The 4,970-nt window shown below is 60.6% G+C and carries 6 protein-coding genes; 5 read left to right on the plus strand and 1 reads right to left on the minus strand.

Annotation, left to right across the window (positions count from 1 at the left end):
• Together dgt and Q0520_RS02780 are read left to right on the plus strand one after the other, a co-directional pair.
• Window positions 1–1,230, plus strand: a 1,230-nt coding sequence (gene dgt, locus Q0520_RS02775) for a dGTP triphosphohydrolase (RefSeq protein WP_342765232.1), incomplete at its 5' end; no start/stop codon positions are given.
• Between the two features lie 38 nt (window positions 1,231–1,268).
• Window positions 1,269–1,694, plus strand: a complete 426-nt coding sequence (locus Q0520_RS02780; protein ID WP_298666298.1) for a pyridoxamine 5'-phosphate oxidase family protein — start codon at window positions 1,269–1,271, stop codon at window positions 1,692–1,694.
• A 30-nt stretch (window positions 1,695–1,724) separates the two neighbouring features.
• Here Q0520_RS02780 and Q0520_RS02785 read toward each other — a convergent pair whose 3' ends face one another.
• On the minus strand, window positions 1,725–1,997 hold the full coding sequence (locus Q0520_RS02785; RefSeq protein ID WP_298666300.1) for a hypothetical protein: 273 nt from the start codon (window positions 1,995–1,997) through the stop codon (window positions 1,725–1,727).
• Window positions 1,998–2,176: 179 nt separating this feature from the next.
• Between Q0520_RS02785 and Q0520_RS02790 the strand changes: the two genes are divergently transcribed.
• The 3 genes from Q0520_RS02790 to Q0520_RS02800 all read left to right on the plus strand — a co-directional run.
• Window positions 2,177–3,442 (plus strand): UDP-glucose/GDP-mannose dehydrogenase family protein, encoded by a 1,266-nt coding sequence (locus tag Q0520_RS02790; RefSeq protein ID WP_298666302.1) that lies wholly within the window; start codon window positions 2,177–2,179, stop codon window positions 3,440–3,442.
• On the plus strand, window positions 3,433–4,173 hold the full coding sequence (locus tag Q0520_RS02795; RefSeq protein WP_298666305.1) for a sugar phosphate nucleotidyltransferase: 741 nt from the start codon (window positions 3,433–3,435) through the stop codon (window positions 4,171–4,173). The genes Q0520_RS02790 and Q0520_RS02795 overlap by 10 nt, the downstream gene beginning before the upstream one ends.
• Window positions 4,174–4,266: 93 nt before the next feature.
• A partial coding sequence (locus Q0520_RS02800; protein WP_298666308.1) for a lysylphosphatidylglycerol synthase transmembrane domain-containing protein occupies window positions 4,267–4,970 on the plus strand: 704 nt, incomplete at its 3' end.

The following is a 4,970-nucleotide window of genomic DNA, read 5'->3' on the forward strand; positions in this document are numbered from 1 at the left end:
GCGAAAGCCCCAAATACCGACTCCGCCCTCCCTCCTCCTATGGACGTCTCCCCCGTCATCCTCGAAGAGATCCGCCACCGCCAGGCCGCGGTCGAGAGGACATACTCCCCCCATGCCGCACAGAACGCCTCCGCCATCAGGAAGAAGGGCGCGAAACCCGAAGAACCCGTCATCCGCCCGCCCTTCTCCCGCGACGCCGACCGCATCCTCCACTCCCGCGCCTACACCCGCTACATCGACAAGACCCAGGTCTTCTCCCTCATCGAGAACGACCACATCACCCACCGCGTCCTCCACGTGCAACTCGTCTCCAAGATCGGGCGCACCATCGGCCGGGCCCTCGGCCTCAACGAAGACCTGATCGAGGCGGTCGCCCTCGGCCACGACATCGGGCACGTCCCCTTCGGGCACACGGGAGAGGAGTGCCTCGACGGGATCTGCCGGCGGGAGGGGGTCGGCGCCTTCAGGCACAATGTGCAGAGCGTCCAGTTCCTCGACGTCATCGAAGACCTGGACCTCACCCTCCAGACCCTGGACGGCGTCCTCTGCCACGACGGCGAGAGGTTCGTCGGCCGCCTCGTCCCGGCAGGTCCCCTCACGGCGGCGTCCCTCAGATCGAAGTGCGAGAGGGTCAGCGGCGGGGCGTCCGTCCTCCCGTCGACGATGGAGGGGTGCGTCGTCAGGGTTGCAGACGTCATCGCCTATCTCGGCCGCGACCTCCAGGACGCGATCGAGGTCGGGTTGATCGAGCGGGACGACGAAGACCTGACGGCGATCTGCCGGGAGACCCTCGGGATCGACGACTACCGGACGATCAACTGGACGGTCATCGACACCCTCATCAAAGATATCATCACCGAGAGTTTCGGGAAGGAGGAGGTCGCCTTCTCCGACAACGCGGCCGAGGGGGTGAAACAGATGCAGAGGTTCAGCATCGACCACGTCTACAACCACCCGAGACTCACCTCCGAGAAGGAGAAGATCAGGGGGATGTTCACCGCCCTCTTCGAGCACTACTCCACCGACCTGGAGGAGGAGAGGAGGGACTCGCCCATCTACGCCGACTACCTCGACGCCCCCTGGGTCTCGCGGGAGTACAGGGAGACGGCGAGGGAGGAGGAGATGGTGCGGGACTTCATCGCCGGGATGACTGACCGCTACTTCTCGGAGAGTTTCCGGGCGGTCGTCCTGCCGGAGAGGGTCAGGGGGACGTACAGGAGGGAGGGGTGACCGGAACTATTTTAAGGAGGCGGCCGAGGGGAGTGTCTATGTCAACCAGACTGATGGACTACTTCAACAGGACCCCGCGGATCGGCGTCCTCGGTACCGCGAGCAAAGACGGGAAAGTGGATGTGGCAGTCTTCGAATCGCCGCAGATGATCGATGAGAAGACCGTCGTTGCAGTCCTTACAAAGAACCGCACCCTTGCAAACCTCCAGGAGAACCCGAACGCCGTCTACATGATCGTAAAACCGGCGGAGATGGGCATGATGGAGGGCTGGAAAGGGGTCAGGGTGTACATGAGGATGAAGGAGTGTGCGACGTCGGGGGCGACGCTGGACGCCTACAGGAAAGAGATCGCAGAGGTCGCGGGCGATGAGGTGGCGGCGATGATCCATGCCGCGGCGACCTTCGAGGTCGGCGAGGTGCGCCCCCTCGTCGATATGGGCCAGGGCTGGGAAAAATCCATCTGAACTTTTTTTTGCAGGGGGAGGACTCCCCTCTCACGCACCCCCGAGCACGCACCCGATGCAGATCGCAAGTTCGAGGACGATGATGCCGCCGACCTCGAGCCAGGCGACACCGTCGGGGAGAACGCCCATATCCCTCCAGACGACAAGGATCATGCCGGTCATGAGGAGGATGAGGGCGTTCATGCCGGCGTTGAGGAGGGAGCCGGCGGCGACGAGGCACGCTGTTGCGGCGACGCCGAGGGGGATGCCGGTCGTGGCGCCGAGGAGGAGGGGGGCGTTCTTCGGGGAGGGCGGGAAGATCATGGGATGGCGGGAGTGGGGGGAGATGGGATTTATAGGTTGTGGAAGGGGGCGCGGGGCAAAGGCGATATATACCGGGAAAGGCAGATGCGGCGATCTGTCGGGTACGAACAACAAATAAGAAACCCATTTAACCGAGCAAAAATAAGTATTCAGATAATTTAGCCGGATCTGGTGGATAGATGAAAATTGCGGTAATCGGTGGCGGGTATGTCGGCCTGGTCACGGCGGCGTGCTTTGCGCACCTGGGGCACGAGGTCTCGGTCGTCGAGGTCGATGCCGGCAAGGTCAGGGCAATCAATGCCGGAGAGCCCCCGATCTATGAGGAAGGGCTCGAAGAACTCCTCACGGTGCATGCGGGAAAGACCCTCGCGGCCGGGACGGGGTACGGGCCTGTTGCAGACGCAGACCTCTCCTTCATCTGCGTCGGGACGCCGCCGGCAGGGGACGGGAGTGCCGACCTCTCGTACATCACCGCGGCGTGCCGCTCCATCGGCGAGGCCCTTCGTAGCGGGAAGAAGACGCACACCGTCGTCGTGAAGAGCACCGTGCCGCCGGGGACGACCGAAAACCTCGTCGTCCCCACGGTCAGGGAGGCGTCGGGCCGGGACGACCTCGGCTTTGCCATGAACCCCGAGTTCCTCAGGGAAGGGAAGGCGGTGGACGACTTCCTCCACCCGGACAGGATCGTCATCGGAAGTGCCGACCCCGCGGCAAGGGAGAGTGTCGCCGCGGTGTACCGGGGCATCGACGCCCCGGTCGTGCGGACAGGCACCACTGCCGCCGAGATGATCAAGTACGCCTCCAACGCCCTCCTCGCAACGAAGATATCCTACACGAACGAGATCGGGAACCTCTGCAAGCGTCTCGGCATCGACGTCTATGAAGTGATGCAGGGCGTGGGGCTCGACAAGAGGGTATCCCCCCACTTCCTCAACGCGGGCGCCGGTTTCGGCGGCAGTTGCTTCCCGAAGGACGTCGCCGCCCTCATCCACCTTGCGGAGAGGCAGGGCGAGGACCCGGTCCTCCTCCAGTCCGTGATGGAGGTGAACAGGCGGCAGCCGCTCAGGATGGTCGGCATCCTGAAGGAACGGGTCGGCGACCTGAACGGGAAAAGGATCGCGGTCCTCGGCCTCGCCTTCAAGGACGGCACCGACGATGTCAGGGAGTCGCGGGCGATCCCGGTCATCGAGGCCCTGCTGGAGGGAGGGGCGGCGGTCGCCGCCTACGACCCCCTTGCCGTCCCGAATATGCGCCGGGTCTTCCCGCAGATCGAGTACTGCGCCGGGGCTGCGGAGGCCCTCGCCGGTGCGGACGCCTGCCTGCTGATGACAGAGTGGCCTGAGTTCTCCTGTCTCGACGGGGAGTTCGACCTGATGAAGAGCCGCGTCGTCATCGAGGGGAGGAGAGTCCTCTCCTGCGACGGGAAGGAGGGCATATGCTGGTAAGACAGGGGCTGATCCCGGCGGCCGGGTCGGGGACGCGCCTCGGGCCTTTCACCAACGCGATCCCGAAAGAACTCCTCCCTGTCGGCGAGAAGGCCGTGATCGAGCACGTGGTCGAGGCGATGGCCGGGGCGGGCATCGAGGAGATCGCCATCGTCGTCTCGCCGCACAAGCACGGCCTCTCCGATTACCTCGGTTCGGGGAAGCGCTTCGGCGTGAACTGCACCTATGTCGTCCAGGACGAGCGCCTCGGTCTTGCGAACGCCGTCGCGGCGGGGGAGCACGTCATCGACGGCACCTTCGCCGTCGTCCTCGGCGACAACTTCTTCGCCCCCACGACCTTCCTCGCCGACCTCATCGCCTTCCACACCTCCCGGCATGCCGACGCCACCGTCGGCGTCGCCGAGGTGGCCGATGTCACTCGCCACGGGATCATCAGGCCCGACGGCGACCGTATCCTCGGTATGGTCGAGAAGCCCTCCCCCGAGGAGGCGCCGAGCCGCCTCGGGGCCATCGGCGCCTACGTCTTCGAGAAGAACATCTTCGACGCCATCAGGAAGACGGAACCCGGCTACAAGGGGGAGTACCAGCTCACCGACTCGATTGGACGGGAGATCGAGGAGGGGAAGAGGGTGCTGTACAGGCAGATCAACGGCATCCACATCGACGTCGGGACCCCGCATGATCTGATGCGGGCGAATGAGTGGTATTTGAAAAAGATGAAAGAGGAGTGAAAAGACAAATCCGGATCTTTCAAAGATCCTGGAATAAAAGACCTTTATCAGAAGAGAGCATAGTATGGAAGCGTGATCCGGGGACAAGGGAATATGGCCGGCAAAAAAAAATCAACGGCAGTGAAAATAATACTGACACTCGGGCTACTATTCCTTTTATTTACCAGAATCGATCCCCAGGAAGTTGTGCACATATTCTCTACAACCAATATGGTGTACTTCACCGTAGCGCTTGCTTTTGTGGTCATCCTCTATGTGCTGAGGGCATATAGATGGGACCAATTCCTTCTTTCAATAGGAGTATTCGTACCGTACATAAAAGTATTAAAAGTCTTAATTATCGGGACATTTTACGGCGTAATCACACCGGGAAAGATCGGGGAACTGGGACGCGTGTATCATCTGAAAGAAAAAAAAACACGGACAGCACCCACGATAATTATGGAAAAAATTCTCGATCTTATCGTGTTGGTTTCTCTCTGCATAATAACGATAATATCGATCTTCAAAAACCAGTGGTCCCTGATATATGTCCTGATTGCATGCATCACTATGACGGCATTACTTCTCTACGTATTTATCAATCCAAAAGTCGTTGGTCTCTTTGTACGATTGCTCCGACTCGATAAAGAGAGTACACAGGAATATTTTGCAAGCATCAATCAGATGACCAGAGATCCAAAAACAATTATCAGCGCGACAGGCATTACAATTCTCTACTACACGATCAACTACATAGTTGGATATTTCCTATTATTGGCATTAAATACCGATCCCTCCGCAGCAATAACACTTCC

The sequence above is a fragment of the uncultured Methanofollis sp. genome, from assembly GCF_937919355.1.
In the GTDB taxonomy this organism is placed as follows: Archaea; Halobacteriota; Methanomicrobia; order Methanomicrobiales; family Methanofollaceae; genus Methanofollis.

What these genes read in the sequence shown, in the direction of transcription:
- Q0520_RS02780 (WP_298666298.1), top strand. Translation starts at nt 1,269, where the DNA reads ATGTCAACCAGACTGATGGACTACTTCAACAGGACCCCGCGGATCGGC.
- Q0520_RS02785 (WP_298666300.1), bottom strand. Translation starts at nt 1,997, where the DNA reads ATGATCTTCCCGCCCTCCCCGAAGAACGCCCCCCTCCTCCTCGGCGCC.
- Q0520_RS02790 (WP_298666302.1), top strand. Translation starts at nt 2,177, where the DNA reads ATGAAAATTGCGGTAATCGGTGGCGGGTATGTCGGCCTGGTCACGGCG.
- Q0520_RS02795 (WP_298666305.1), top strand. Translation starts at nt 3,433, where the DNA reads ATGCTGGTAAGACAGGGGCTGATCCCGGCGGCCGGGTCGGGGACGCGC.